This is a genomic window from Pseudomonas sp. GM17, from assembly GCF_000282175.2.
In the GTDB taxonomy this organism is placed as follows: domain Bacteria; phylum Pseudomonadota; class Gammaproteobacteria; order Pseudomonadales; family Pseudomonadaceae; genus Aquipseudomonas; species Aquipseudomonas chlororaphis.
On sequence record NZ_CP124732.1, the window covers coordinates 5,805,534 to 5,831,290 of the forward strand.

The 25,757-nt window shown below is 64.4% G+C and carries 28 protein-coding genes; 12 read left to right on the forward strand and 16 right to left on the reverse strand.

From position 1 onward, the window contains the following. The first annotated feature begins 122 nt into the window (after positions 1 to 122). The gene (locus tag PMI20_RS25850) at positions 123 to 1,145 is read left to right on the forward strand and encodes a transporter (RefSeq protein WP_007925164.1); all 1,023 of its coding nucleotides are present in this window, start codon (positions 123 to 125) and stop codon (positions 1,143 to 1,145) included. Positions 1,146 to 1,373: 228 nt separating this feature from the next. Further along, entirely contained in the window at positions 1,374 to 2,990 is a 1,617-nt protein-coding gene (locus tag PMI20_RS25855; protein ID WP_007925162.1) for an inorganic phosphate transporter, read from the forward strand. Between the two features lie 239 nt (positions 2,991 to 3,229). Here the strand turns inward: PMI20_RS25855 and PMI20_RS25860 are convergent, their stop codons facing one another. Genes PMI20_RS25860 through PMI20_RS25875 form a run of 4 tightly spaced genes read right to left on the reverse strand, consistent with a single transcriptional unit; the run spans position 3,230 to position 6,735 of the window. Continuing rightward, on the reverse strand, positions 3,230 to 3,835 hold the full coding sequence (locus PMI20_RS25860) for a PqiC family protein (protein WP_007925160.1): 606 nt from the start codon (positions 3,833 to 3,835) through the stop codon (positions 3,230 to 3,232). Next, positions 3,832 to 5,520, reverse strand: coding sequence for a PqiB family protein (locus PMI20_RS25865; protein ID WP_007925158.1), 1,689 nt, complete (start codon positions 5,518 to 5,520; stop codon positions 3,832 to 3,834). Before PMI20_RS25865 ends, PMI20_RS25860 begins: the two co-directional genes overlap by 4 nt. After that, positions 5,513 to 6,127, reverse strand: coding sequence for a paraquat-inducible protein A (locus PMI20_RS25870; RefSeq protein WP_007925156.1), 615 nt, complete (start codon positions 6,125 to 6,127; stop codon positions 5,513 to 5,515). The genes PMI20_RS25865 and PMI20_RS25870 overlap by 8 nt, the downstream gene beginning before the upstream one ends. Further along, entirely contained in the window at positions 6,127 to 6,735 is a 609-nt protein-coding gene (locus PMI20_RS25875; RefSeq protein WP_007925154.1) for a paraquat-inducible protein A, read from the reverse strand. Before PMI20_RS25875 ends, PMI20_RS25870 begins: the two co-directional genes overlap by 1 nt. 144 nt (positions 6,736 to 6,879) lie before the next feature. Here PMI20_RS25875 and PMI20_RS25880 point away from each other — a divergent pair, with 144 nt between their 5' ends. Further along, complete coding sequence (locus tag PMI20_RS25880; protein ID WP_007925153.1) at positions 6,880 to 7,527, forward strand: TetR/AcrR family transcriptional regulator; 648 nt, start codon at positions 6,880 to 6,882, stop codon at positions 7,525 to 7,527. A 12-nt stretch (positions 7,528 to 7,539) separates the two neighbouring features. On the opposite strand, the gene PMI20_RS25885 is transcribed toward PMI20_RS25880, so the two are convergent. Continuing rightward, on the reverse strand, positions 7,540 to 7,983 hold the full coding sequence (locus PMI20_RS25885) for a multidrug/biocide efflux PACE transporter (protein WP_007925152.1): 444 nt from the start codon (positions 7,981 to 7,983) through the stop codon (positions 7,540 to 7,542). 90 nt (positions 7,984 to 8,073) lie between these two features. Between PMI20_RS25885 and PMI20_RS25890 the strand changes: the two genes are divergently transcribed. After that, the gene (locus PMI20_RS25890; protein ID WP_007925151.1) at positions 8,074 to 8,928 is read left to right on the forward strand and encodes a LysR family transcriptional regulator; all 855 of its coding nucleotides are present in this window, start codon (positions 8,074 to 8,076) and stop codon (positions 8,926 to 8,928) included. A gap of 251 nt (positions 8,929 to 9,179) precedes the next feature. Here the strand turns inward: PMI20_RS25890 and PMI20_RS25895 are convergent, their stop codons facing one another. From PMI20_RS25895 to PMI20_RS25910, 4 genes are all read right to left on the reverse strand, one after another. Beyond that, positions 9,180 to 10,430 carry an RNA polymerase sigma factor gene (locus PMI20_RS25895; RefSeq protein WP_007925150.1) on the reverse strand — a complete coding sequence of 417 codons (1,251 nt, stop codon included), beginning with the start codon at positions 10,428 to 10,430 and terminating at the stop codon, positions 9,180 to 9,182. After that, entirely contained in the window at positions 10,430 to 10,921 is a 492-nt protein-coding gene (locus PMI20_RS25900) for an SRPBCC family protein (protein WP_007925148.1), read from the reverse strand. Before PMI20_RS25900 ends, PMI20_RS25895 begins: the two co-directional genes overlap by 1 nt. Positions 10,922 to 10,976: 55 nt before the next feature. Beyond that, the gene (locus PMI20_RS25905; protein WP_007925146.1) at positions 10,977 to 11,321 is read right to left on the reverse strand and encodes a YciI family protein; all 345 of its coding nucleotides are present in this window, start codon (positions 11,319 to 11,321) and stop codon (positions 10,977 to 10,979) included. A gap of 67 nt (positions 11,322 to 11,388) precedes the next feature. Continuing rightward, on the reverse strand, positions 11,389 to 11,823 hold the full coding sequence (locus tag PMI20_RS25910; RefSeq protein WP_007925144.1) for a YybH family protein: 435 nt from the start codon (positions 11,821 to 11,823) through the stop codon (positions 11,389 to 11,391). A gap of 196 nt (positions 11,824 to 12,019) precedes the next feature. Here PMI20_RS25910 and PMI20_RS25915 point away from each other — a divergent pair, with 196 nt between their 5' ends. Then, positions 12,020 to 12,505: a GNAT family N-acetyltransferase gene (locus PMI20_RS25915; protein WP_037034506.1), complete on the forward strand. Its 486-nt coding sequence runs from the start codon at positions 12,020 to 12,022 to the stop codon at positions 12,503 to 12,505. A 20-nt stretch (positions 12,506 to 12,525) separates the two neighbouring features. Then, positions 12,526 to 13,131 (forward strand): pyridoxamine 5'-phosphate oxidase family protein, encoded by a 606-nt coding sequence (locus PMI20_RS25920; RefSeq protein ID WP_007925141.1) that lies wholly within the window; start codon positions 12,526 to 12,528, stop codon positions 13,129 to 13,131. A 112-nt stretch (positions 13,132 to 13,243) separates the two neighbouring features. Here PMI20_RS25920 and PMI20_RS25925 read toward each other — a convergent pair whose 3' ends face one another. The 3 genes from PMI20_RS25925 to PMI20_RS25935 form a co-directional block, all read right to left on the reverse strand. Continuing rightward, positions 13,244 to 13,741, reverse strand: coding sequence for a GNAT family N-acetyltransferase (locus tag PMI20_RS25925; RefSeq protein ID WP_007925139.1), 498 nt, complete (start codon positions 13,739 to 13,741; stop codon positions 13,244 to 13,246). 320 nt (positions 13,742 to 14,061) lie between these two features. Beyond that, a complete protein-coding gene (locus PMI20_RS25930; RefSeq protein ID WP_007925135.1) occupies positions 14,062 to 14,550 on the reverse strand; it encodes a GyrI-like domain-containing protein in 489 nt (162 codons plus the stop codon). A gap of 68 nt (positions 14,551 to 14,618) precedes the next feature. Beyond that, positions 14,619 to 15,281, reverse strand: a complete 663-nt coding sequence (locus tag PMI20_RS25935) for a LysE family translocator (protein ID WP_007925134.1) — start codon at positions 15,279 to 15,281, stop codon at positions 14,619 to 14,621. A gap of 254 nt (positions 15,282 to 15,535) precedes the next feature. Between PMI20_RS25935 and alaC the strand changes: the two genes are divergently transcribed. After that, the gene (alaC, locus tag PMI20_RS25940) at positions 15,536 to 16,747 is read left to right on the forward strand and encodes an alanine transaminase (RefSeq protein WP_007925133.1); all 1,212 of its coding nucleotides are present in this window, start codon (positions 15,536 to 15,538) and stop codon (positions 16,745 to 16,747) included. A 191-nt stretch (positions 16,748 to 16,938) separates the two neighbouring features. Here the strand turns inward: alaC and PMI20_RS25945 are convergent, their stop codons facing one another. Continuing rightward, a complete protein-coding gene (locus PMI20_RS25945; RefSeq protein ID WP_007925132.1) occupies positions 16,939 to 18,291 on the reverse strand; it encodes a GntP family permease in 1,353 nt (450 codons plus the stop codon). A gap of 83 nt (positions 18,292 to 18,374) precedes the next feature. After that, on the reverse strand, positions 18,375 to 18,908 hold the full coding sequence (locus PMI20_RS25950; RefSeq protein WP_007925131.1) for a gluconokinase: 534 nt from the start codon (positions 18,906 to 18,908) through the stop codon (positions 18,375 to 18,377). Between the two features lie 215 nt (positions 18,909 to 19,123). Here PMI20_RS25950 and gntR point away from each other — a divergent pair, with 215 nt between their 5' ends. After that, complete coding sequence (gene gntR / locus PMI20_RS25955; RefSeq protein WP_007925129.1) at positions 19,124 to 20,155, forward strand: HTH-type transcriptional regulator GntR; 1,032 nt, start codon at positions 19,124 to 19,126, stop codon at positions 20,153 to 20,155. A 7-nt stretch (positions 20,156 to 20,162) separates the two neighbouring features. Here the strand turns inward: gntR and PMI20_RS25960 are convergent, their stop codons facing one another. After that, a complete protein-coding gene (locus PMI20_RS25960; RefSeq protein WP_007925126.1) occupies positions 20,163 to 20,780 on the reverse strand; it encodes a LysE family transporter in 618 nt (205 codons plus the stop codon). Between the two features lie 66 nt (positions 20,781 to 20,846). Between PMI20_RS25960 and PMI20_RS25965 the strand changes: the two genes are divergently transcribed. Further along, entirely contained in the window at positions 20,847 to 21,806 is a 960-nt protein-coding gene (locus PMI20_RS25965) for a LysR family transcriptional regulator (RefSeq protein ID WP_007925124.1), read from the forward strand. Positions 21,807 to 21,816: 10 nt separating this feature from the next. Here PMI20_RS25965 and PMI20_RS25970 read toward each other — a convergent pair whose 3' ends face one another. Beyond that, on the reverse strand, positions 21,817 to 22,740 hold the full coding sequence (locus tag PMI20_RS25970) for a LysR family transcriptional regulator (protein ID WP_007925122.1): 924 nt from the start codon (positions 22,738 to 22,740) through the stop codon (positions 21,817 to 21,819). A gap of 150 nt (positions 22,741 to 22,890) precedes the next feature. Between PMI20_RS25970 and PMI20_RS25975 the strand changes: the two genes are divergently transcribed. From PMI20_RS25975 to PMI20_RS25985, 3 genes are all read left to right on the forward strand, one after another. After that, positions 22,891 to 23,322: a PACE efflux transporter gene (locus PMI20_RS25975; RefSeq protein WP_007925120.1), complete on the forward strand. Its 432-nt coding sequence runs from the start codon at positions 22,891 to 22,893 to the stop codon at positions 23,320 to 23,322. An 82-nt stretch (positions 23,323 to 23,404) separates the two neighbouring features. Further along, complete coding sequence (locus tag PMI20_RS25980) at positions 23,405 to 24,034, forward strand: glutathione S-transferase family protein (RefSeq protein WP_007925118.1); 630 nt, start codon at positions 23,405 to 23,407, stop codon at positions 24,032 to 24,034. A gap of 289 nt (positions 24,035 to 24,323) precedes the next feature. Next, complete coding sequence (locus tag PMI20_RS25985) at positions 24,324 to 25,745, forward strand: MFS transporter (protein WP_007925116.1); 1,422 nt, start codon at positions 24,324 to 24,326, stop codon at positions 25,743 to 25,745. The last annotated feature ends 12 nt before the right edge of the window (positions 25,746 to 25,757 follow it).

Below are 25,757 nucleotides of genomic sequence, written 5' to 3' on the forward strand. Positions count from 1 at the left end.
CGGTTATAACCGCCGAATATTGCACTTCGAATCGTCACAAAACAGTCATGAAGCCTTGCGATGATCGGGCTCAAGTGAACCTGTAAAACCGCCTACAGGTGCCTTCCCTCCTGCGAGCCTCCATGAACCACAGCATCGACCATGCCCATCGCGATTCGGATCTGTTCGGCCTGCTCTACGGCTTTGCGTTTCGCCCCGGCGAGCGGGGTCGCGAACTGGATTCGGCCAGGGCCCTGCAAGCCCTGCAACAGCCGGACGATGGCGAGGCGTTTCTCTGGCTGCACCTGAACCTGGCCCATGCCGCCTGCGAACGCTGGATGCAGACGCACCTGGCCCTGCCCGAGGAATTCTTCGAGGCCTTGCACGAAGGCTCGCGCTCGACCCGTATCGAGCATGTGGATTCGGCCCTGCTGGCGGTGGTCAACGACGTGGTGTTCAACTTTGGCAGCATGGTTTCCTCGGACATCTCCACCCTGTGGGTCTGTGTGCGCAGCCGGCTGATCGTCAGCGCGCGCCTGCAACCCTTGCACTCGGTGGACAAGCTGCGCTCCTCGGTCAAGGCCGGCGAACGTTTCCGCTCGCCCCTGGAACTGCTGGTGCACCTGCTGCGCGACCAGGGCGAAGTGCTGACACAGATCGTGCGCAAGACCAGCCTCAACGTCGACCAGATCGAAGACCAGTTGCTGGCCGCGCGGATCGCCACCAACCGTGCCGAGCTGGGGGCCATGCGCCGGGTGCTGGTGCGCCTGCAACGCCTGCTGGCGCTGGAGCCGGGCTCGCTGCTGCGGCTGCTCAACCGGCCGCCGCAATGGCTGCAGAAGGAGGACGTCAAGGAGCTGCGCAAGTCCACCGAGGAGTTCGCCCTGATCATCAACGACCTCACCGCCCTCGGCGAGCGGATCAAGCTGCTGCAGGAAGAGATCGCCGCCAATATCAACGAACAGACCAACCGCACCCTGTTCACCCTGACCGTGGTCACGGTGCTGGCGCTGCCGATCAACATCATCGCCGGCTTCTTCGGCATGAACGTCGGCGGCATTCCCTTCTCCGAGGACCCGGAGGGCTTCTGGATCCTCGTCGCGCTGGTCGCCACCTTCACCGTCATCGCCGGCCGCTGGGCGTTTCGCAAGCGCCAGGATATGTAGGCCGCCGCATGTCGTAGGAGCGAGGCTTGCCCGCGATGGCGCCGGTGATTACCCAACCGTGCCAGGAGCCTGGCCCGGTAGCGTTTGTCATGACCTCATCGCGGGCAAGCCTCGCTCCTACGACCAGAGGTTAAAGGATTCACCCAAACACTGACCTGAGGCAGCCTCTCTGTAATATTTGGCAACGATCATGGGCGACACTCCTCCCTGCCACAGGATTGTCCGGCAATGGCCACCCCTTCCCTGACCGCCACCTCCCCTTCACCCGCCCTCGAAGCCAGACCGCAACTGGACAAAAAAGCCAGCCCCTTCACCCTGGTGGTGTTCTTCGCGGTACTCGCCATGGGCCTGTTGTTCACCGCCTACAGCCTGATGCACGACGTGCACGAACTGGGCACCACGGTCACCACCTGGACCCCGTTCCTGCTGCTCGGCGTGGCGCTGCTGATCGCCCTGGGCTTCGAGTTCGTCAACGGTTTCCACGACACCGCCAACGCCGTGGCCACGGTGATCTACACCCACTCGTTGCCGCCACATTTCGCGGTGGTCTGGTCGGGCTTCTTCAATTTCCTCGGCGTGCTGCTGTCCAGCGGCGCGGTGGCCTTCGGCATCATCGCCCTGCTGCCGGTGGAGCTGATCCTGCAGGTCGGCTCGTCGGCCGGCTTCGCCATGATCTTCGCCCTGCTGATCGCCGCCATCCTGTGGAACCTCGGCACCTGGTGGCTGGGCCTGCCAGCCTCGTCGTCCCACACCCTGATCGGCTCGATCATCGGCGTCGGCGTGGCCAACGCCCTGATGCACGGCCGCGACGGCACCAGCGGCGTGGACTGGAGCCAGGCCACCAAGGTCGGCTACGCCCTGCTGTTCTCGCCGCTGATCGGCTTCGCCTTCGCCGCCCTGCTGCTCCTGGCCCTGCGCCTGTTCGTCAAGAACCGCGCGCTGTACAAGGCGCCCAAGGGCAACACCCCGCCGCCGTGGTGGATTCGCGGCATGCTGATCGTCACCTGCACCGGCGTGTCCTTCGCCCATGGTTCCAACGACGGCCAGAAAGGCATGGGTCTGATCATGCTGATCCTGGTCGGCACCCTGCCCATGGCCTACGCGCTGAATCGCACCATGCCGGCCGACCAGGCCCTGCAGTTCGCCGCGGTGGCCGAGGTCACCCAGCAAGCCCTGGTGAAAAACGCCCCGCAACCGGCCCCCGCCGACCCGCGCGCGGTGCTTTCCGACTATGTGCGCAACAAGGAAGCCACGCCGCAGCTGGTCCCGGCCCTGGCCGCCCTGACCGGTCATATCGGTGACGAAGTGAAGGGCTACGGCTCATTGGCCAAGGTGCCGGCCGAAGCCATGGGCAACGTGCGCAACGACATGTACCTGAGCAGCGAAACCATCCGCCTGATGGACAAGAACCAGGTCGGCGATTTCGACGCCGACACCCAGGGCAAGCTGCAACTGTTCAAGCAGCAGATCGACAACGCCACGCGCTTCATTCCGCTGTGGGTGAAGATTGCCGTGGCCATCGCCCTCGGCCTGGGCACCATGGTCGGCTGGAAACGCATCGTGGTCACCGTCGGCGAGAAGATCGGCAAGACCCACCTGACCTACGCCCAGGGCGCCTCGGCGGAAACCGTGGCGATGCTGACCATCGGCGCCGCCGATCTGTTCGGCCTGCCGGTGTCCACCACCCACGTATTGTCTTCAGGTGTGGCCGGGACCATGGTCGCCAACGGCGGCGGCCTGCAGATGCAGACCATCCGCAACCTGCTGATGGCCTGGGTACTGACCCTGCCGGCGGCGATCCTGCTGTCCGGCAGCCTGTACTGGCTGTTCACCCAATTGTTCTGAACACCGCGATCACCCGTAGCCGCTGCCGCAGGCTGCGATCCAGTCCGCAGGACTGGCCAACGGGACAACGTGCAATATCAGGAAAATCGCGGGGTCAGGTTTTGGGGCCGCTGCGTCGGAATGCTGCCCAAGCCCATCGCAGCCTTCGGCAGCGGCTACATGGACTATGGCTGTCTGGGGCGGTCCTGCCGAGCCAGGCGCTCAACCCTGAGCGGTTGAACGCCACGGCGCCGGGAGATTCAGGAACAGCGGGTGCCAGGGTTTTGCGCCCAGCGTTTGGCGGTGCCGGCAATGCGCTTGGCCAGCTCGTCGATGGCCCGCTGGTGGGCCTGGACCAGGCTCGACAGCTCGACGCTGGCCGGCTGGCTGATGCGGCTGCTGCAGGTCAGGCTGCGACGATCGACACCATCGCCGCGCAGGCGCAGGTTCCACACCACGTCGATCAGCGCATAACGCCCCGGCACCGACTCAAAGCGGCGCACATCGGTCTGCAACGACAGGATCGGCTGCCCCGCGGACTTGGGCAGGCCTTCCAGGTTGCGCGTGCCCAATTGCTGCTCCATCTGGCTGGCCAGGGCGTCGTGGAACTCGTCCACCAGCGGCGCGCTCCAGCGCGCGGTTTCCAGGATCGCCAGGGTGCCGCCGTCCTGGCGCACCACGACTTGCGGCTGGTCGACCTGCGTCGGAATGCGCACCCCGGCCATCTCGAACTGCAGGCCCGACGCCGTGCCACCAGCCGCCGCCGGCTCGGGCGCCGGCGGCATCAGGGTGTAGTAATGGGTCGGCGCCGAGCTGCAGGCCGCCAGGCCCAGGGACGCGATCAGCAACACTAGAGTTTTTTTCATGGCTGGACTTCCGATTCAGGCTCACGAGAAGACGAGGTCGAGGATTTGTAGGCGTCCGGCTGATTGTCCTTGAGCCGCCCACGGATCAGTGCTTCGGGATGACGACTGAGGAAGTCGGTGAGTACCCGCACCGAACGGGCGGTGCGCTGCACTTCGTCCATCGCCTGGCCCAGTTGCAGCCGCTGCGGCGAGTCCTCGGAGAAGCTGTCGTTGGCCGTGGTCAGGGTTTTCTTGGTCTGCTCCAGAGTGTCACGCATTTCTGGCAATACCTTGCCGTTGACGTTCTGCAAGGTCTTCTGCATCTCGGTCAGGCTGCCGTTGAGGTTGTTGGCGATGGTATCGATCGGCAATTTGCTGATCTTCTCCACCACTCGCTGCAACTGCTCCTGCAACTTGTCGAGCCCGCCCGGTACGGTGGGGATTTCCAACGGCCGCGCGGTCGCATCGAAAGCCACCGGCTTGGCGTTGGGGATGAAGTCCATGGAGATATACAGCTGGCCGGTCAGCAGGTTGCCGCTGCGCGCCTGGGCCCGCAGGCCATGCTGGACGAAGGCACCGATCAGGTAACCCGCGCGACTTTCGTCGGCGCCGCTGAGCTTCTCCAGTTGCTGATGGACCTTGCCCAGGCGTGCCGGGTAGATCACCACCCCGACCACGGTGGAGAAGGTCTTTTTCTGCTCGTCGTAATCCAGGTCCATCGACACCACCCGGCCGAAGTTCACCCCGAGGAACTCCACCGGCGCATTGAGCGCCAGGCCGCGCAGGGTCTGGTCGAAACGCATGCGCATGTAGTACGGGTCGCCATCGGGCGGCGCCAGCGCGGTGTCCTGGTCGGCGAACAGCTGGTAGCTGGCGTTTTCCTCGGCCGGCTTGGCGTTGGGGCTGTACTTGGGTTCGACGAAGGCGATGCCGCCGGCGAGGATTGACGATATGGATTCAGTGTTGACCTTCAGGCCGTTGGCGCCCAGGGTCACGTCCACGCCGCTGGCGTTCCAGAAACGCGAGTCGGTGGTGACGAACTGGTCGTTGGGGGTATTGACGAAGATCCGCACGTCCACGCCCTTGCCGTTTTCCGACAGCTTGTAGGAAATCACCTGGCCCACCTCGATGCGCCGGTAATAGACCGGCGAACCGACGTCCAGCGAGCCCAGGTCATCGGTACGCAGGGTGAAGCGCTTGCCCTTTTGCCCGTAAGTCACCGGGGGCGGCGTTTCCAGGCCGACGAAGCTCTTCTTGCGTTTTTCTTCCTGGCCGGCGTCGGCGCCGATAAAGGCCCCCGACAGCAGGGTGTCGACCCCGGACACACCGCCCGCGCCAATGCGCGGGCGCACCACCCAGAACATCGAGTCGGCGGCGGTGAAGGATTCCGCCGACTGGTCCAGCTCGACCTTGGCGATCACCTTGCTGCGGTTCTTGCTCAAGGCGATGGAGGTGACCTTGCCGATCACCACGTTCTTGTATTTGACCTGGGTCTTGTTGGCTTCCAGGCCTTCGGCGGTCTGGAAGCTGATGGAGATCTCGGGCCCGGCCGACAGCGACTTGTGCACCAGCATCGACAGGCCGACCAGGGCCGCGACTATGGGCACGATCCACACCAGCGAGATATTGAACCGGCGCGTCCTGACCGCGGGGGTGCCCGGTCTCGCTGGCGCGCTTGAAGCGTTGGAACCTGGATGATCAGACATCTTCAACCTCTACATCCCAGATAAGCCGGGGATCGAAACTCATGGCCGCGAACATCGTCAGGACCACGACCAAACCAAAAAACAGGATGCCCATGCGCGGTTCGATCGAGCTCAGGGCGTGGAATTGCACCAGCGCCGCCACCAGGGCGACCACCAGCACGTCGAGCATCGACCAGTAGCCGATCACCTCGATAAAGCGGTACAGCTTGGCGCGCTCGCGCATCGCCCAATGGCTGCGGCGCTGGCAGGTGATCAGCAGCATCCCCAGAACCAGGAACTTGCTGCACGGCACCACCACGCTGGCGATGAAGATCAGCAGGGCAATGTCCCAGGAGCCGTGCTGCCAGAACTCCAGCACGCCGCTGAGAATGGTGTTTTCGCTGCCGCTGCCGAAGATCTGGGTATACATCACCGGCAGCACGTTGGCCGGGATGTAGAGAATCAGGCTGGCCACGAGAAAGGCCCAGGTACGGCTCAGGCTGTTGGGTTTGCGCGCATGCACCACGGCCTCGCAGCGCGGGCAGTAGTGAGCGTCCTGGGGGCAGGTCTGGCCGCAGGTGTGGCACAGCATCAGGCCCAGGTCGCGGGCATAGGGAGGCTGATTCATCAGTAACGGCCCTCCAAGTCGTCCCAGAGGCGGCGGATGCCCTTGCCGGAAATCAGGATGATCAGCACCGTCAGCATCGCCAGCGACCACAGCCCCAGGCCCGGGTGCACGTCGAGCATGCCGGCCAGCTTGACGATGGCCACCAGGATGCCCAGCAGGCACACCTCCAGCATGCTCCACGGCCGCAGATGTTCCAGGGCCCGCATGCAGGCCTTGAAGCCCGGCGCCGCGCGCCCGATGTTGGCAAAGCCCAGCACCCAGCACAGCAGGGCAATCTGCAGGCCGGGGGCAAGGATGATGGCCAGGCCGGTGACGGCGGCGATCAGGCTGATGCGGCCCTGGGCCAGGGCTTCGACCGACTGCCAGAGGGTGGCTTCGTTGCTCAGGCCTTCGAGGCTGATGCCGATCACCGGAAAGGCGTTGGCGAACACGAACAGCAGCGCCGCAGTGATCGACAGGGCAAGCAGCTGCTGCACGTTCAGGTGCCGGGCGCGCTCCAGCACCGCCCCGCAGCGCGAGCACTGGGAGGTCTGGCCTTTTGCAAGCGGTACGGATTCGTACAGCGAATCGCAATGCTCGCAGATGATCCAGTTGGGAGAGAGTGTCATGGTCTTCGAGTCAGGTGGGACAGCGGAGGGCGCTAATCCATGGCGCGTATTCTCTGCAAAAGTAGAGGATGGTGTCTAGTTTTACCTGAGGACTGCAAACACCCTGGTGCGCCATAATGTATGCCCCTTTCTGCCTCTCAGACCATGAACGATTCAAAAATGCTCCCGGCCAAAAACTCGCGCTCGCCGAAACAGACTCGTGGCCATGAACGGGTCACGGCGATTCTCGACGCCTGCGCCCACCTGCTGGTCAGCCAGGGAGTGGCCAGCCTGACCATGCATGGCCTCGCGCGCGAAGCCGGCACCTCCATCGGTTCGCTGTACCACTTCTTCAGCGACAAGCAGAGCGTGCTCGATGCCCTGGGCCAGCGCCATATCGACGCCATCGACCGGATCACCGCCAACCTCCTGGCCATCGACCCGGCCACCTGGGTCGAATCGAGCAGCCAGGAGGTGATCGACCGGATGATCATGCCGATCATGGAATACCTCGAGACCCATCCCGACCTGCTGCAGATGATCAGCCCCACCTTCGCCCCCGGCCAGCTCCAGGCCCCGGACGTGCATGCGCGCATCCAGGAAACCTACGACCGTATGCTCGCCCTGCGCCTGCCCACCGCCAGCGCCGCGGAGCGCGACGCTTACGTGACGGCCATGCGCGGATTGCCCATCGGCCTGTTCCAGGTTGCTCTGGAGAATAGTCAGCTCAAGAGCATCCTGCTGTTGCAGGAAGTCCCCCGGGCGATGAAAGCCTACCTGGAGGCCATCGAGCGGCCCCACGCCGCCCGCTGACCCTTGCGGTTTTCAACTGGCGCGATCGAGCGGGCGACGCAGCATCAAGCGTTCCCGCACCAGGTCGTAACCCCAGTGATAGACATAGGTGTACGGCAGGAAGAACAGCAGCACGCCGATGTCGAGAATCAACGCCTGCATCAGGCTGACCTGCAGCCACCAGGCGATCAGCGGCACGCTTACCGCCACCAGGCCACCTTCGAACAGCAGCGCATGGGCGACCCGGGTCCAGCCGCTGGGTGCCAGGGCCAGGCGCTTGAGCAGGCGGTCGAACAGACCATTGAAGACCACGTTCCAGGCCAGGGCGATCAGGCCGATGGCGATAGTCGCCACGCCCATGTCGACAAAGGGTTTGTCCATGATCCAGGCCAGCAGCGGCGTACACAGCGCGAACGCCAGCAGCTCGAAGCCCACGGCCTGGAAAACCCGTTCGGTCAAGGATTTGGTGTTGCTCATGATCCGGCTCCCGCCAGTGAATGTGGTTGCCATGATCACCTTATGTTCCGATACTTCATAATCATTAACCATCGATCAAGGCGATAGCTCATGGCCTCATACGAAGTACTGCTGGCCTTTGTCCAGGCGGCCACCCAAGGCTCGTTTTCCGCGGCCGCGCGCAAGCTCGGCAAGAGCCAGTCGACCATCAGCGCAGCGGTGGCAAGCCTGGAGATCGACCTCGACCTGCAGCTGTTCGACCGCAGCAGCCGCAAGCCCGCCCTCACCCCGCAAGGCCACGTCATGCTGCAGCGGGCCGAAGACATCCTGGCCGCCACCAGCCGCCTGGAAATGGCCGCCAGCCAGCTGGCCCAGGGCGTGGAAGCCAAGCTCACGGTGGCCCTGTCCGACACCTATCAGTCGGATCGTTTCGAGACCTCGCTGAGCGCCTTCGAACAACGCTACCCGGACCTGGAGCTGGAATGCCTGATCGCCGAATGCGACGACCTGATCGAGCTGGTCCAGCGCGGTCGGGCGCAGATCGCCTTTGCCGAGATGCAGCCCGAATACCCGGCGGACCTCGACCATTCGACGGTGGACGAGCGCACCGAAATCGCCCTGTTCGTGTCGCGCAACCACCCCTTGGCGGCACTGAAAAATATCGATCAGGCACGCCTGCAACAGCACCGCGAGCTGCGCCTGGCGACCATCGTCAACCCCTACGACAGCCGGGCCCGGGGCCGGGTGTGGTCGGCGCCGAGCTACCTGATGCTGCTGGAAATGGCCCAGGGCGGCTTTGGCTGGGCGCCCCTGCCGCGCTGGCTGGTGGAACGTTTCGGCGCCGACAGCCTGGTGGAACTCGATGCCCGTGGCTGGCCGCGCAACGTGGCGGTCGATGCCCTGTGGTCGCGCCTGCATCCGCCAGGCCCGGCGGGCAGCTGGTTGCTGGGGCGGATGCTGGAATAAGCGTTTTTTGCAGAGGCTCGCCCCGCTGGCGGCCGCTCCGCGCCCGATCGCAGCCTGCGGCAGCGGCTACAGGGTTCGGCTGATCTGAAGAAAAGCGCATCGTTGCGACGTTTCCGAGGTCGCTCCCGGCCCCTGCTCGCGCCACAATCCCTGTAGCCGCTGCCGTAGGCTGCGATAAGGCCGCAGGCCTTCAACGATCGTCAATAGACCACGACCGCTAGGCCGACCACAGTCTTCGGATCGACAGGCGTTCAGAGGGTTTTCAGGGCTTCGAGCCTGTTCTCGATAAAACGCCGCTCCGGTTCCTGGCGGGTCAGTTCCAGGGCGCGCAGATAAGCCTGGCGCGCCGGCTCCACCCGGGCCAATTGCCGACAGAACTCGGCCCGCGCCGAATGGGCCAGGTGGTAATCCTGCAACTCGCCCCGGGCGAGGATCGCCTCGACCCGCTCCAGGCCGGCCAGCGGTCCGTCCCGTTGGGCGATGGCAACCGCGCGGTTCAGCTCGATCACCGGCGAGGGCATGACGCGCAACAGCACGTCATACAGGCCGACGATCTGCTGCCAGTCGGTTTCCCCGGCGGTCGCCGCCTCGGCATGCACCGCGGCGATCGCCGCCTGCAGGCAGTACGGGCCGAAACGGCGGGTGCCCAGGGCGTGCTCCACCAGGGCGCAACCCTCGGCGATCAGTTCGCAGTCCCACAGCGAGCGGTCCTGTTCGTCCAGCAACACCAGCTCACCGGTGGCCGAGGTCCGCGCCAGGCGCCGCGACTCATGCAGCAGCATCAAGGCCAGCAGGCCCATCACTTCGGGTTCCGGCAGCAGTTCCAGCAACAGACGGCCGAGGCGGATCGCCTCATGGGTCAGGTCTTCGCGGGTCAGCTCGGCGCCCATCGACGCCGAATAGCCTTCGTTGAACACCAGGTAAATCACCCGTAACACGCTGTCCAGGCGCTCGGGCAGCTCGCCCAGGGACGGCACCTGATAAGGGATGTGCGCATCGCGGATCTTGGCCTTGGCGCGCACGATGCGCTGGGCGATGGTGGCTGGCGTCGAGAGAAAGGCCCGGGCGATTTCCTCGGTGGTCAGGTCGCAGATTTCCCGCAACGTCAGCGGTACCTGGGCGTCCGCCGCCAGCGCCGGGTGGCAGCAGGTGAAGATCAGGCGCAGGCGGTCGTCTTCCAGGTCCTCCTCGCTCCAGTCTGCCTGCTCCAGCTCTTCGAGCTGGCTGACCAGCGCCGCCTGGGACGCGGCGAAACGCGCCCGCCGACGCAAACCGTCGATGGCCTTGAAACGCCCGGCCGACACCAGCCAGGCCCGCGGGTTGTCCGGTACGCCGTCGCGCTGCCAGCGCTCGACCGCGACGAAGAACGCCTCGTGCAAGGCCTCTTCGGCAAGGTCGAAATCCCCCAGCAGGCGAATCAGGGTCGCCAGGATCCGCCGCGACTCGTTGCGGTAGACCGTTTCCACCAGCGCCTTGACGCTGTCTTGCGCCACCGCCGGCATCAGTCCGGCATGCCTCGGGTCACCAGGCTTTCCAGGCGATCCAGGCTCTGCCCCCAGCCCTCGTGAAAGCCCATGGCTTCATGGGCCTGGCGATCCTCTTCGCTCCAGTGCATGGCGCGAGCGGTATAGAGAGTCTTGCCGTCCAGGTCGTCGAAGGTCACTTCGGCGCTCATGAAGGCCTTGCCCGAAGGAATCCAGCCCGGCAGGAAGGCATCGGTGAACACCAGCCGCCGCGGCGCGACGATCTCCAGGAACACGCCCATGGTCGAGTATTCGTTGCCGTCCGGGGCGCGCATCAGGGTGCGAAACTGGCCGCCGACCCACAGGTCCATTTCGCACTCCGGGGTGGTCATGCCGTGGGGTCCCCACCATTGCACCAGCAACTGCGGTTCGGTCCAGGCACGGAACAGCTTGCCGGGCGGTGCATCGATCAGGCGGCTGATGGACAACTCATATTGGGCGGGCGCACGGCCCACGCTGTGCTCGGTCATGGCGAAACTCCTGCTTATGCTTGTTTTTTCAGGGCTCGTTTTTCCAGGGTGGCGATCAGGGATTCAACTCGCGCACCGGGCGTACCTCGACGCTGCCGACCCGGGCCGCCGGAATGTTGCCGGCGACCTGGATGGCTTCGTTGAGGTCCTTGGCATCGATCAGATAGAACCCGGCCAACTGTTCCTTGGTTTCGGCGAACGGGCCGTCGGTGATCGACAGCCGGCCGCCGCGCATGCGCACCGTGGTCGCGGTCTGCACCGACTCCAGGGCCTCGGCGGCGAGCATCCGGCCGCTGCCTTGCACCGACTCGGCATACGCCATGCACTCGGCGTCCTTCGGGCTCTCCGGCAGGCTGTGCAACAGCTGTTCGTCGCTGTAGACCAGGCATAGGTATTTCATGGGGCTCTCCTCGATCGGGCTGATCAACTATGGCTGCAGTTTCAGGCTTTGGCGAAAAACCCGACGATCAGGGTTGCAGGTCGAACAAGGCGGTGCCGCTCTGCATGTCGAACGGCGCCGACCAGTGTTCGTGGACCACTTTCCACTGGCCGCCCAGGCGCTGGTAACCGGCGGTCACGCGCATCCAGCAGGCCTTGGTCTCGCCCTTGTCGTCGGTGCCGCCGCAGTGGGCCAGCCAGTGGGCGAAGGCGCTGTCGCTGGCGCCGACTATGTGCAGTTGTTCGAAGTCGAAGATGCCAGGGCCGGGGCAGAACTCCATGCAGGCCTTCCAGTGCTCGCGGTAGGCTTGCTTGCCCTTGAATTGCAACGCGGCCACGGCGTCGAACGCGGTGATGTCGTCGGCGTAATAGCTGACGATGCGCTCGATGTCCTTGGCCATCACGGCCTGGCGCCAGGCGTCGATCAGGCTGCGGATTTCGCTTTCGGTGGTTTGGGCATTCATGGCGATTCTCCTTGCGATTGAGTGATACAGGCTCAAGGTGGCCGCCACAGGCGACCGTTAAATCGTGAAGACACCCTTAGTCGTCTGGCCGCCCGGTAAATCGACAGGGCCCGGAAAAAAAACCGGAACCCTGGGCGAAATCGCTAGAATCGCCACTCATACAGCCCACCCTCAGTGCCCGGATATGGACAGCCCAGTGACCACCCGACTCGTGCCTTACGAACAGCTCGACGCCAGGCAATTGCAGCAGCTCGACGCGCTCGAGGTGCACCCGCGGCAGAAGAGTTATTCCGGCGATATCTACACCGCGCTGCATACCCTGCTCAAGGCGCCGGAGCCCGGTATCAAGGGCTTCGCCCTGCTGGCCGAAGAGGTCCCGGTGGCGTTCCTGCTGCTCAAGCGCCCACCGTTCCTGCCCCATTGGGCCGACCCCGACACCGCCACCCTGCATGCCTTGCAGGTCGATCAGCGGGTCCAGGGCCAGGGCTACGGCCGGGCCTGCCTGCAAGCCCTGCCCGCCGCCGCGCGCCAGGCGTGGCCAGAGATCAAGGGGCTGATGCTGTCGGTGGACGCGGACAACGCCGCGGCCTTCAGCCTCTATCTGAAGCAAGGCTGGGTCGACAGCGGCGAGGCCTACAGGGGCCGCATCGGCTATGAACGCCGTCTGGTCCTGATGTTCTGACATTACCCAGGAGAAGCATGATGCTGACCACCCTCGAGCAACTGGAAGCAATCTACGGCCAGCCCATTGAGCGGGCCGTGCGCAAGGAAATCCCCTTCCTCAACCCGGACTACCAGGCCATGGTGCGCGCCTCGCCGCTGGTGATCCTGAGCACCAGCGGCCCGGACGGCATGGACGGCTCGCCCCGCGGCGATACCCCGGGTTTCGTGCGGATCATCGACGAGCGCACCCTGGCCCTGCCCGACCGCCCGGGCAACAACCGCATCGACAGCCTGCGCAATATCGTCAGCGACCCGCGGGTGGCCCTGCTGTTCATCATTCCGGGCATAGGCGAGACCCTGCGGGTCAATGGCCGGGCGCGGATCTCGGCCGAGCCGGCGCTGCTGGACAGCTTCGCGGTGAATGGCAAGCCGGCGCGCACAGTGATCCTGGTGGACGTCGAGGCGGCCTACTTCCACTGCTCCAAGGCCATCGTGCGTTCCGACCTGTGGAACCCCGAGCACTACCTGGAACGCTCGGCCCTGCCCTCGGCCGGCGCCATCCTCAAGCGCCTCTGCGACGGCCAGTTCGACGCCGACCGCTACGACCGGGAAATGCCGGAGCGGGTGCGCAACAGCCTGTATTGAAGGCCCTGCAGGAGCGAAGCTTGCTCGCGATGAAGGCTGACGCAGTACATCAGCCAGACCGCGGCGCGCCTATCGCGGGCAAGCCTCGCTCCTACGCCGCGGCGTTACGACCTCACAGTTCTAGCACCATCTCGTGCCAGGCCATGCCGCCATGGTCCGACGCCGAAGCCTTGAGATAGACGAAGCCGAAGCGCTCGTACAAGGGCACATGCCGCTCCTTGCACATCAGGTTGATGCTGGCCTTGCCCAGGCCGTGCATGCGCTCGATAAAGGCCTCCAGCAGACGCCGGGAAACCCCCTGGCCCTGATAGTCCGGATGCACCACCACCGACATGATCACCACATGGGGCCCGGCCGGGTCGTGGCCGATCAGTTCCTTGAAGGCCTCGTCGGCCATCTCCACCTCGAAGGCCGCCCCGGAGTTGATGAAGCCGGCCACCACGCCCTCCACTTCGGCGACGATGAAGCCCTCGGGCCAGGTGGCGATGCGGGTGGCGATCTTTTCCCGGGTGGCGGCTTCGTCGCCTTCGTAGGCCTGGGTTTCGATGGCGAAGCAGCGGTCCAGGTCAGCGGCGGCGACCTGACGGATCAACAGGCTGGATAAGGTCATGGGGAACGGATCGGCTATGGGAAATGCCGCCGATCATAAAGTAATAAGGCTTGCATATCGAATGACGGCAAGCCCGTAAAACCTGCGTAGAGTCGCTGTCATCCGCGCGCCGAGCGGGTTATTTATCAGGGCTCAATCAATCCCATCCTGGTCGAGTACGGAAGTCACCATGAGCAATGTTCAGATCGGTTTGCTGGTGCTGTTCGGTATCAGTGCGTTCGGTTTTGTCACCCTGTCCATCGACCTGTGGCGCGCCCGCCGGCCGAACAAAGGCAAATGACCGGGCCCACCGCGGGCCCGGCCGGTGCTCGCGGTGCGGGTCACTGTTCCTTGAGCGGCAGCCAGATTTCCAGCACGCCCTGGCCGGTATCGGGGTTGAAGTCGGCGCTGTAGCGTTCGAATTCCGGCGCATCGGCGGCTTCGCGCCCGGACTGTGGCAGCCAGGTTTTCCAGATGTACTGGAAGGTCTGCGGCAGGCCCGCAAGCGGCCCCTGGTGCTCGAACACCGCATAGTGCTGCGGCGGCACCTCGACCCAGCGGTACAGCTCGGGCAAGTCGTCGAGTTTGCTGATTTCGACCCCGGCGATGTATTCGAACCCGCCCTTGCCGTCGGGGTTGCAGCAGAGGCCGTAGGTCTCCTCCCCGACCTGGCCGGGAACCTTGCCGATATGGGGAATGAAGCGTTTCCAGAGTTCAGGAATGCCCTGCGTCGTCTCGGGAGTGAAACGCCCGCCCAGACCGGCGATCAGCAGAAAGCGCCCCTTCTCGAAACGCGGCACCGGCCCGCTGACCTGTTTTTGCTCATCCATGATGCGACTCCTGCCTGAAAAATGGGTTCGGCAGGGAGTATAGAGGCCAAACAACCCGGATCGCTGGGTCAGAGCGCGGGAAGCTCCGCGACCGCCGCGCCGACGATGAACTCCTGGTAACCGGACAGGATCACGTAGACCGCGAAATAGCAGAAGATCGCCGCAGATGCCAGGTAGGAGTAGCGCAACAATTTGTCGCCCAGCAGCTTGCCGCCCTGGGTCGCGGCAAAGCACAGGCCCACGACCCAGGCCAGACCGGCGCAGAAGAAACCGCTGAGGAACAGCCCGGAACTGAGCAGGTCACCACCGCCGGAACGGGCAATCAGGGTACCGCCCACCGCGGCGAACCAGAGGATCGCGCTGGGGGACGACATGGCCAGGAAAATGCCGCGGAAAAACTCCTTGCGCGGCGAACCGTTGTCCACCTCCCCGGCCTCGGCCAGCACCGCGCTATGGTGGATCGCCGAATAGATCATCTTCGCCGCGAAGTACACCAGCAGCGCCGATCCGCCGATCCACAGCACCCAGCGCACCGCTTCGTACTGCAGCAGCACGGTCATGCCGGCCAGCGCCAGCACGGCGTAGACCAGGTCACCGACACAGGTGCCCAGGCCCAGGCAGAAACCCTGGAAATAACCACGCTGCATGGCCAGGGTAATCATCGCGATATTGGCCACGCCTATGTCCAGGCACAGCGAAAGGCTCAGCAGAAAGCCGCTGGTAAACTCCATCATTCATCCTGTTCGATGCGGTTGTTCGAGTGGGGGGTATTTAACGCGGGAGGGCCCGGCAAACACAATGCACGGGCTGCGAATCCAGCCTGCATGATGCAAATCCCTGTCCAGGCAACGCCGCTGCCGGCAAAAAATAGTTGCCGCGCCCCTCTGGACAGCCTGGCGCCACAGCCCTTATCGTCTGCCCCCAGGCCACCGCAGTGGCCGACGTCGCTCGGACGGTTCCGGGCGCTCACGTACTCGAGGCAACAATGGCCGAACAAGGTTCGCCGCGCCGCTTTGCGCGCATAGATCGACTCCCCCCCTACGTATTCAATATCACTGCCGAGCTGAAGATGGCTGCGCGTCGGCGCGGCGAAGACATCATCGACTTGAGCATGGGTAACCCCGACGGTGCGACTCCGCCGCACATCGTCGAGAAACTGGTCACCGTCGCCCAGCGCGAAGACACCCACGGCTACTCCACCTCCAAGGGTATTCCGCGTCTGCGCCGGGCCATTTCGCGCTGGTACAAGGATCGCTACGAGGTCGATATCGACCCGGAAAGCGAAGCCATCGTCACCATCGGCTCCAAGGAAGGCCTGGCGCACCTGATGCTCGCCACCCTGGACCAGGGCGACACCGTGCTGGTGCCCAACCCGAGCTACCCGATTCACATTTACGGCGCGGTGATCGCCGGCGCCCAGGTGCGTTCGGTGCCGCTGGTGCCGGGCGTGGACTTCTTCGACGAGCTGGAGCGGGCCATCCGCGGCTCGATCCCGAAACCGAAGATGATGATCCTCGGCTTCCCATCCAACCCTACCGCGCAGTGCGTCGAGCTGGACTTCTTCGAACGGGTGATCGCCCTGGCCAAGCAGTACGACGTGCTGGTGATCCACGACCTGGCCTACGCCGACATCGTCTACGACGGCTGGAAAGCCCCGTCGATCATGCAGGTGCCGGGCGCCAAGGACATCGCGGTGGAGTTCTTCACCCTGTCCAAGAGCTACAACATGGCCGGCTGGCGCATTGGCTTCATGGTCGGCAACCCGGAACTGGTCAGCGCCCTGGCGCGGATCAAGAGCTACCACGACTACGGCACTTTCACCCCGCTGCAGGTGGCGGCCATCGCTGCGCTGGAAGGCGACCAGCAGTGCGTGAAAGACATCGCCGAGCAGTACCGCCAGCGCCGCAATGTGCTGGTCAAGGGCCTGCATGAGCTGGGCTGGATGGTCGAGAACCCCAAGGCCTCGATGTACGTCTGGGCGAAGATTCCCGAGGCCTACGCGCACCTGGGCTCGCTGGAGTTCGCCAAGAAGCTGCTGGCCGAGGCCAAGGTCTGCGTTTCGCCAGGGGTGGGTTTCGGTGAGTACGGCGACGACCATGTGCGCTTCGCCCTGATCGAAAACCAGGACCGTATCCGCCAGGCCGTGCGCGGCATCCGCGGCATGTTCCGCGCCGATGGCCTGGTGCAGAAAGGCTGATCCGCGTCGCCCTATAAGCAGGCACAAAAAAACCGCAGCGATGCGGTTTTTTTGTGTCCGGCTAATAACCAGCCGACATGATCCTGTAGCCGCTGCCGCAGGCTGCGATAAGGACCGAAGGGCCTTCAGCGCAAGATCGCTACGGCCGTACCGGCCGATCGCAGCCTTCGGCAGCGGCTACAGGGCTCGGGTCACACCACCAGCGACAGCAGCAGGATGAAGATCAGGCCTACCACCGAGAGGATGGTTTCCATCGCGGTCCAGGTCTTGAAGGTTTCCGCCACGGTCATGTTGAAGTACTGCTTCACCAGCCAGAAACCGGCGTCGTTGACGTGGGACAGGATCAGCGAGCCGGCGCCGGTGGCCAGCACCAGCAGCTCGCGGTTGACCCCAGGAATCATGCCGACCACCGGTACCACAATGCCCGCGCCGGTGATGGTCGCCACGGTCGCCGAACCGGTGGCGATCCGGATCACCGCCGCCACCAGCCACGCCAACAGGATCGGCGAGATCTGCGCGTTGACCGCCATGTGGCCGATCACGTCACCCACGCCGCTGGTCACCAGCATCTGCTTGAAGCCACCGCCGGCACCGATGATCAGGATGATCGCCGCGGTCGGCGCCAGGCTGGCGTCGAGCAGCTTGAGGATCTGCTTGGAGCCGATGCCCTGGCGCGAACCGAAGGTGTAGAGCGACAGCAACAGAGCCAGCAGCAGCGCGCTGATCGGGTGACCGATCATGTCCATCCAGATGCGGAAGAAATGCCCGTCCGGGAAGGCCACGTCGGCGAAGGTCTTGAGCAGCATCAGGAACACCGGCAGCAGCACGGTCAGCAGGGTCACGCTGAAGCTCGGCAGGTTGGCCGAGGTGTTTTCGCGCGCCAGCTGGTCCACCAGTTCCTGGTTCGGATGACCCGGGATGTGCTTGGCGATGAAGGTGCCGTAGATCGGACCGGCGATGATCGCGGTCGGCAGGGCTACGATCAGGCCGTAGAGAATGGTCTTGCCGATGTCGGCGCCGAACACGCCGATGGCCAGCAGCGGGCCCGGATGCGGCGGCACCAGGCCGTGCACCGCGGACAGGCCGGCCAGCAGCGGGATACCGATCTTGATGATCGACACGCCGGTGCGCCGGGCGACGATGAACACCAGCGGGATCAGCAGCACGAAGCCGATCTCGAAGAACAGCGGGATGCCCACCAGGAAGGCGGCGAACATCATCGCCCACTGCACCCGCTCCTTGCCGAACGAGCGGATCAGGGTCTGGGCGATCTGATCCGCGCCGCCGGATTCGGCCATCATTTTGCCGAGCATGGTGCCCAGCGCGAGGATGATCCCGACGAAACCGAGCACCCCACCGAAGCCGTCCTGGAACGCCTTGATGATCTTGTCCACCGGCATGCCCGACGTCAGGCCGAGGAAACCCGCGGCGATGGTCAGGGCGATGAAGGGATGCAGCTTGAATCGAGTGATCAGCACGATCAGCCCGATAATGGTGACCACTGCGTCTACCAGCAGATAGGTCTCTTGGGACATGCCAAACATGGGGTTGCCTCCGGTTTGTTGTTTTTATTCAAGCGTTAAAAACGTGAGCCGAGTGGGATAGCGCTATCTAGGTGAGCCGAAGCTTATCGGGATGAGTCCAGCCCGTGCTCCAGCCACCAGCCATGGGCCTGTTCGGCCAGCCGGTCAACGCTGTGGATGGTGGCGTCCAATGCCAGGGTCAGGGGTTCGCCCACGGGAGATTCGAGGGTCGCGAACTGACTGTCGATCAGGGTCGAAGGCATGAAATGCCCCGGACGGTGGGCCACGCGATCGGCGGCCACTTGTGGTGTCAATTGCAGGAAAACGAAGCCCAGGCCGGGCGTGGCGCTGCGCAGGCGGTCGCGGTACTTGCGCTTGAGCGCCGAGCAGGTCAGCACCGGACGTTGTCCGGCGGCCAGGGCGCGACGCAACTCGTCGCACAGGCTGTCGAGCCAGCCGGCACGGTCGTCGTCGTTCAGGGGAATACCGGCACTCATCTTGGCGATATTGGCGGCAGGGTGGAACGTATCGCCTTCAATGGCCGTGGCGCCGCTGCGCTGGCACAGCGCTTCACTGACGCTGGACTTGCCGCAGCCGGCAACGCCCATGATGACCAGGGCGGTGATGGGTTGACTCATGAAACACCTCAGCGCGCAGACAGCGCTACCTTCGCTCTTCGAAACTCTAGTGCAAAAATAGTTTCTGCCGACGCCTTCTTGTCATTTTTGTGGGTTGCCGCGTATATAGGCCGCGAAACCAAAGAGTGCGGGTCAGGCCGACCGCGCTCACGCATTGCAGCTGTTTCGAGACAGCGCTACCTTAGTGACTTGAATTTTGTTTGGCAAGCCGTCTGATGACCTCCTCCAAGAACGATAAAAATACCCGCACCACGGGGCGCCCGACCCTCAACGAAGTCGCGCGCCTGGCCGGCGTCAGCCCGATCACCGCCTCGCGAGCCCTGCGCGGCATCGACACGGTGGCCACTGAACTGGTGGAAAAGGTGCAGAAGGCCGCCCGCGAACTCAACTACGTGGTCAACCCCGCCGCCCGCGCCCTGGCCTCGGCCCAGAGCCATTCGGTGGTGGTGCTGGTGCCGTCGCTGTCCAACCTGCTGTTCATCGATACCCTGGAAGCCATTCATCAGGTTCTGCGGCCCAAGGGCTTCGAAGTGCTGATCGGCAACTTCCACTATTCCCCCGACGAAGAAGAAAACCTGCTGCGCAACTACATGGCCTACCAGCCCCGCGGCCTGCTGCTGACCGGCTTCGACCGGACCGAAAGCGCCCGACGGATGGTCGAAGCCAGCAACGTTCCCTGCGTCTACATGATGGACCTCAACCCCGAGGCCGGCCTGAACTGCGTGGGTTTCTCCCAGCACAACGCCGGGGAAACCGCCGCCGAGCACCTGATCTCCCGCGGCCGCAAGCGCCTGGCCTATATCGGTGCCCAGCTCGACCAGCGCACCCTGATGCGCGGCGAAGGTTTCCGCCGAGGCCTGGAGAAAGCCGGCCTCTACGACCCGAAACTGGAAGTCCTCACCCCGCGCCCCTCGTCGGTGGGCCTGGGCGGCGAACTCTTCCTGCAGTTGATGCACAGCCACCCGGACGTGGACGCGATCTTCTTCGGCAACGACGACCTGGCCCACGGCGCCCTGCTGGAAGCCATGCGCTGCGGCATCAGGATCCCCGAGCAAGTGGCGGTGATGGGCTTCAACGACCTGCCCGCCTCGGCGCACATGGTGCCGCGCCTGAGCAGCATTAGCACCCCGCGCGAAGCCATCGGCCGCCGCGCCGCGGAACAGCTGCTGACCCTGATGGCCGGCAACAGCGTGGCCAAGCCGGTGGTGGACATGGGCTTCGAGCTGATGGTGCGCGAGAGCACCTGAGCCGCGTTCAGGAACGCAGGCTCAGGGCGCTGAGCAGCACACCGAAGCCCACCAGCAGAACGCCGAACAACTGGTCGATACGCCGTTTGTAAGCCATGAGCCGGGCCCGGATGCCCGGCGCCGAAAAGAACAGCGCCACCGCCACGAACCACAGCACATGGGCCAGGACAATGATCGCGCCATAGCCGATCTGCACACCCGGCGCGGTACCTGGCTGCATCACCTGCATGAACAGGCTGACCACGAAAATCATGGTCTTGGGGTTCAGCGCATTGGTCAAAAACCCCGTACGCAATGCCACCCACGCCGAGACCCGCGGCGCATCGACCGCTACCTCTTCCTCGACCGCGCGGCTGCGCAGCATGCCGATACCGAGATAAACCAGGTACAGCGCCCCGGCGATTTTCAGCACGCTGAACAGCAGCAGCGATTCCTTGACCAGCAGGCCGACGCCCAACAGCGTGTAGCCGATATGCAGCATCACCCCGAGCCCGATCCCCAGCGCCGTGAACACCCCATGCCGACGCGACAGCACCAGGCTGTTACGCGTGACCATGGCGAAATCCGGCCCCGGGCTGAGCACCGCGAGGATGGTGATGGTGATTACTACTAACAGTTCAGTCATTTTCAAGCGCCTTCGCTATAGAATCCGGCCCATACTTTATGGGCACGAACCGTCACAGAGCGAACGATGAAAACTGACATTCCCGGTGATAAAAACTCACAGACAACCCATCGCCGCCTGCCGCCCCTGAGCGCCCTGCGCTGTTTCGAGGCCGCCGCTCGCCTGGAAAGCTTCACCCGCGCCGGCGAAGCCCTGCACCTGACCCACGGCGCCATCAGCCGTGCCGTCCGCACCCTGGAAGAAGACCTCGGCACACGGCTGTTCGAGCGTCGCAGCCATCGGGTCTTTCTCACCGAGGCCGGCCGCGAATTGCTGCACAGCGTGGAGCATGCCTTCGACCTGATCGACGCCACCGCACGCAAACTGCGAACGCCCGACAAGGCCGCGGCCCTGGTGCTGTCCTGCGAACCGACTCTGCTGATGCGCTGGCTGATTCCACGGATCCCGACATTCTTCGCCGCTCATCCGGATATCCCCCTGCAACTGGTGGCCGGCGGCGGGCCCTTCGCCTTTGCTCAAGGCATCGACCTGGCGATCCGCCGCAACGACTTTCCCTGGCCGCCCCACACCCATGCGCAGTGGCTGTTCGATGAAGCCATCGGCCCGGTGTGTCGCCCGGACCAGGCCGTCGGCTGGACCCGCGACGCAAGCGGCAGAGTGCGGCTATCGGATACGGCGCCACGCCTGCACAGCGCGACCCGGGCAGCGGCCTGGGAGCAATGGTTGAACCTCAAGGGAATGCAACAGGCGCCGGGCACGGAGCAGGTCTTCGAGCATTTCTACTTCAGCCTGCAAGCGGCGGTGGCTGGGTTGGGGCTGGCCATCGCGCCCTGGCAACTGGTGCGCGACGACCTGGAGTCGGGCCTGCTGGTCGCGCCTTTCGGTTTTATCGCCGACGGCAGCGCCTACTACCTGTTGTCGCCCGAGGCAGTCGACCCGGACTCGCCCGTTGCCCGCTTGCTCGACTGGCTGCGTCACCAGGCGCTGGGCAGCGAGCAGCACGACGCCGCCCGCCCGGCCCCATAAGCGGACAGGCTTACGGCCTCACCTCGGCATGAACCTGCGGGGCCAGCGCCGGGTCCTGCCCACCCAGCAACTGCACAAAAGCCTGGGCGGCCTTTTGCAGGGGCTGGTTCTTCAGCCATACCGCGTGCACCGGCAGCAGCAGGCCGTTGTCGATGTTCTTGAAGGTCAGGCGCTTGAGCCGCCCGGCCTTGAGCAAGGGCGCGATCACCGACAGCGGGAAATTGCCCCAGCCAATGCCGGACTCGACCATGTCCAGGGCCATGGCCAGGCTGTCGGTGCGCCAGTAGGACTCGGCGATCAGCGGCCGGGTGTCGCGGATCGGCAGGTCGCGGCTGGCAACCACCACCTGACGCACGTTGACCAGCTCTTCCAGATAGAGGGTGGCATCCGGCGCCTCGGGTAATGGATGGCGCGCGGAAATGCAGGCGATCATCCGCTCGCTGCCGACGTACTGGAAATACTCCAGCACGTTCAGGCTCAGCCCGGCGAAGGCCACGCCGACCGCGATCCGGCCAGTGTGCAGCAGTTGCAACAGATCGTCCTGGGGCGCGCTCAGTACCTCGATGTCGAGCAACGGATGACGCTCGGCGATCCGCTTGATCGCCGCCAGCACCCGGGACTTGTCGATGTCCTCGACCACGCCGATGGACAGCCGGCTTTCCAACCCCAGGGACAACTCCACCGCATGCACCTGCAAGTGCTTGAGCTGCTCGGCGATCAGCCGCGCGTGGGGCGCCAGGGCATTGGCCATGGCGGTGGGCACCGGCTCGCGATGGCGGCGATCGAACAGGGGGTAGCCCAGCTCCGCCTCAAGGTTGGCGATACCCATGCTCACCGCCGACGGCACCTTGCCCAGGGCCCGGGCCGCCGCGGAAAACGAACCGCGCTCGAGCACGGCGAGAAACAACTGGATGCTGTCGCTGGAGAAATTCATGCAGACGCCTGTCTAGAATGTCGACCTATCAGTAAACCTGAAAGCTACTGACTTTTTCTGTCAGGTACATTGAAGCTATCTTGCGCCGCATTCGCCAGCCCTTCCTGCAAAAGGAGCGGCCCGGGCCAACGAACGCGGAGGAAAAAAAGCATGCAAGGCATCAAGCGCAAACTGGTTTACGTGTCACTGTTCGAGGTGTTCGGCATGACCTTCTCGGCCCTGGGCCTGGCCTTGCTGTCCGGCACCTCGCCGAGCAGCACCGGCCCGCTGGCGGTGGTGATCACCAGCATCGCGGTGACCTGGAACTTCATCTACACCAGCCTGTTCGAGCGTTGGGAAAGCCACCAGGTCTCGCGGACCCGCACGGTCAAGCGGCGGATAGCCCATGCCGTGGGTTTCCAACTGACGCTGATCCTGTTCCTGATTCCGTTGATCGCCTGGTGGATGCACATCAGCCTGGTGCAGGCCTTCCTGCTCGACCTGGCACTGATCCTGTTCATCCCCTGCTACACCTTCGTCTTCAACTGGCTGTTCGACCGGGTCTTTGGCCTGCCGGCGTCGGCGCTGCCAGATCCGGTCTGAGGCCAGAGTGCAAATCGGTATCGCCTAAGACCGGCGCCGCTGTTAGATTTCCAGGGCCCTTCACCCGCCAAGGAACGCTTGCATGGGAACCCTGAGAATTCTCGGTAAAGCCTCGTCGATCAACGTCCGAAAAGTGCTGTGGACCTGCGAGGAACTGGGCTTGCCCTACGAACGCGAGGATTGGGGCAGCGACTTCCAGTCGACCCACACACCGGAGTTTCTCAGGCTCAACCCCAACGCCCAGGTGCCGGTGCTGGTCGATGACGCTGGCGCGCTGTGGGAATCCAACAGTATTTGCCGGTACCTGACCGGCAAGGTCGCCGGGCAACGGCTACTGCCCAGTGAACCCCGAGCTCGGGCCTTGGTTGAACAATGGATGGACTGGCAGGCCACGGAGCTCAATCCGGCGTGGAGCTACGCCTTCGTCGCCCTGGTCCGGCAGAACCCGGACTTTCAGGACCCGCAGCGGATCGCCGCCGGCCTTCGCGGCTGGAACGCCAAGATGGCCCTGCTCGAACAGCAACTGGCGAACAGCGGCGACTATGTGCTCGGCGAGCAGTTCAGCCTGGCCGATATCGTCCTCGGGCTGTCGGTGCATCGCTGGATGATGACGCCCATGGAGCGCCCCGACTTCCCCGCCATCGCCGCCTATTACGCACGGCTCAGCGAACGCCCGGCCTTCCTGCTGCATGGACGCAATGGCATTCCCTGAGTCGTCTTTTTCTTCTGCAGGAGCGAGGCTTGCCCGCGATAAGGCCATGACAGGCGCCACCCAACTCGATCCCTGAATCGGTGTTGCGATCAAGGGCGCTTTCGCGGGCAAGCCTCGCTCCTACGGAAGCTGGATGCCGCTTCGGCTGCAGCAGCGGCATAAAACCGCAAGATGTAACGAAATACGACAATAAATCAGCGCACAGCCCGGCTTCCGACCCCGCATTCACAATCATTGATTTCCGTTAGCCAGCTAAGATTCCTCCTCACCGAAACCTGGAATCCCGCCCATGTCGTCCCTCGCCCCCACTGTCGCCACCGACGGCCTCGACCCGGTCCGCGCCGCCGATATCTCCGCCCGCATCGATCGCCTGCCCGCCGTCGCCACGGTCTGGCGCCTGGTGGCGTTGCTGTCGATTGGCGGTTTCTTCGAGCTGTATGACCTGTTCCAGACCGCCTATATCAGCCCCGGCCTGATCCGCGACGGGATCTTCGCCACCGGCAGCCAGGGCGTGTTCGGTTTTTCCGACCAGGCGGCCTTCGCCTCGGCGACCTTTCTCGGGCTGTTCCTCGGCGCCAGCTTGCTGAGCCCGATCGCCGACCGCTTCGGGCGCCGGGCGATCTTCACCTTCGCCCTGATCTGGTACACCGTGGCCACGGTGCTGATGGGCGTGCAGACCTCGGCCCTGGGGATCATCGGCATGCGCTTTCTGGTGGGCATCGGCCTGGGCATCGAACTGGTGACCATCGACGCCTACCTCTCCGAGCTGGTGCCCAAGCACATGCGCAGCTCGGCCTTCGCCTTTGCCTTTTTCGTGCAGTTTCTCTCGGTGCCGGCGGTGGCGCTGATGTCCTGGTGGCTGGTGCCGCAGGACCCGTTCGGCATCGCCGGCTGGCGCTGGGTGGTGTTGGCCAGCGCTGTGTTCGCGCTGTTTATCTGGTGGTTGCGTTCACGCCTGCCCGAGTCGCCGCGCTGGCTGGCCCAGCATGGGCGCTTCGCCGAGGCCGAGCGGATCATGGACAGCATCGAGGCGCGCTGCGCCAAGGACCACGGCAAGCCGCTGGACACCCCGCAACCCGAGGCCCTCGGCGTCCAGGGCTCGGGGCGTTTCGCCGATATCTGGCAACCGCCCTATCGGCGCCGGGCGCTGATGCTGATCGTGTTCCATGTGTTCCAGGCCATCGGTTTCTTCGGTTTCGGCAACTGGCTACCGGCGCTGCTCTCGGGCCAGGGTGTGAGCGTCACCCACAGTCTGATGTACGCCTTTATCATCACCCTCGCCTATCCGCTGGGGCCGCTGCTGTTCGTCAAGTTCGCCAACCGCTTCGAGAACAAGTGGCAGATCGTCGGCTCGGCCCTCGGCGCCATGACCTTCGGCACCCTGTTCGCCTGGCAGAGCACGGCCCTGGGGCTGATCGTCTGCGGGGTAATGATCACCTTCTGCAACGCCTGGCTGAGCTTCAGTTACCACTCCTATCAAAGCGAGTTGTTCCCCACCAACATCCGCGCCCGGGCGGTGGGTTTCTGCTACTCGTTCAGCCGCCTGTCGACGGTGTTCAGCAGCCTGCTGATCGGCTTTTTCCTCGATCACTTCGGCACGCCCGGGGTCCTGGCGTTCATTGTCGGCAGCATGCTGATCGTGATGTTCACCATCGGCCGTTTCGGCCCGCGTACCCGCAACCTGGCCCTGGAGAACATCGCCCAGCGTTGACCGGTCGCCGCT